The 307-nt window shown below is 73.0% G+C and carries 1 protein-coding gene; it reads left to right on the top strand.

Features of this window, described 5'->3' with window-relative positions:
- Window positions 1-307: hypothetical protein (locus CVV76_RS25130; protein WP_158243255.1), on the top strand; the 307-nt coding region annotated here is incomplete at both ends.

The following is a 307-nucleotide window of genomic DNA, read 5'->3' as shown; positions in this document are numbered from 1 at the left end:
CTGGACCGGCATCACCTTCCCCGCGGCCAATGCCGAGGTCTCCGTGCCGGGCTATGCCGCCGGCGATTTCGTCGATCTCCAGGCGGTCGCCATCGCCTCCGACGGGAGCGAGAGCGGCATCGCCGGGCCGATCACCGTGACGATCGGGGCCAACGACCCCGCCGTGCCGGCGGCGCTCGACAGCGATGCGATCACCGTGACCGGCGGGATCGGCGCCGCGACGATCAGGGTGGGCACCACCGACGACGCGGCCACCACGCAGATCCAGATCTACCGCGTCGCCGCCGGCGACGTGCTCGACCGCGCG

The organism is Acidimangrovimonas sediminis (assembly GCF_002871005.1).
In the GTDB taxonomy this organism is placed as follows: Bacteria; Pseudomonadota; Alphaproteobacteria; order Rhodobacterales; family Rhodobacteraceae; genus Acidimangrovimonas; species Acidimangrovimonas sediminis.
Note: the sequence above shows the minus strand (reverse complement) of the source record. Positions and strands in the feature narration are given on the sequence as shown.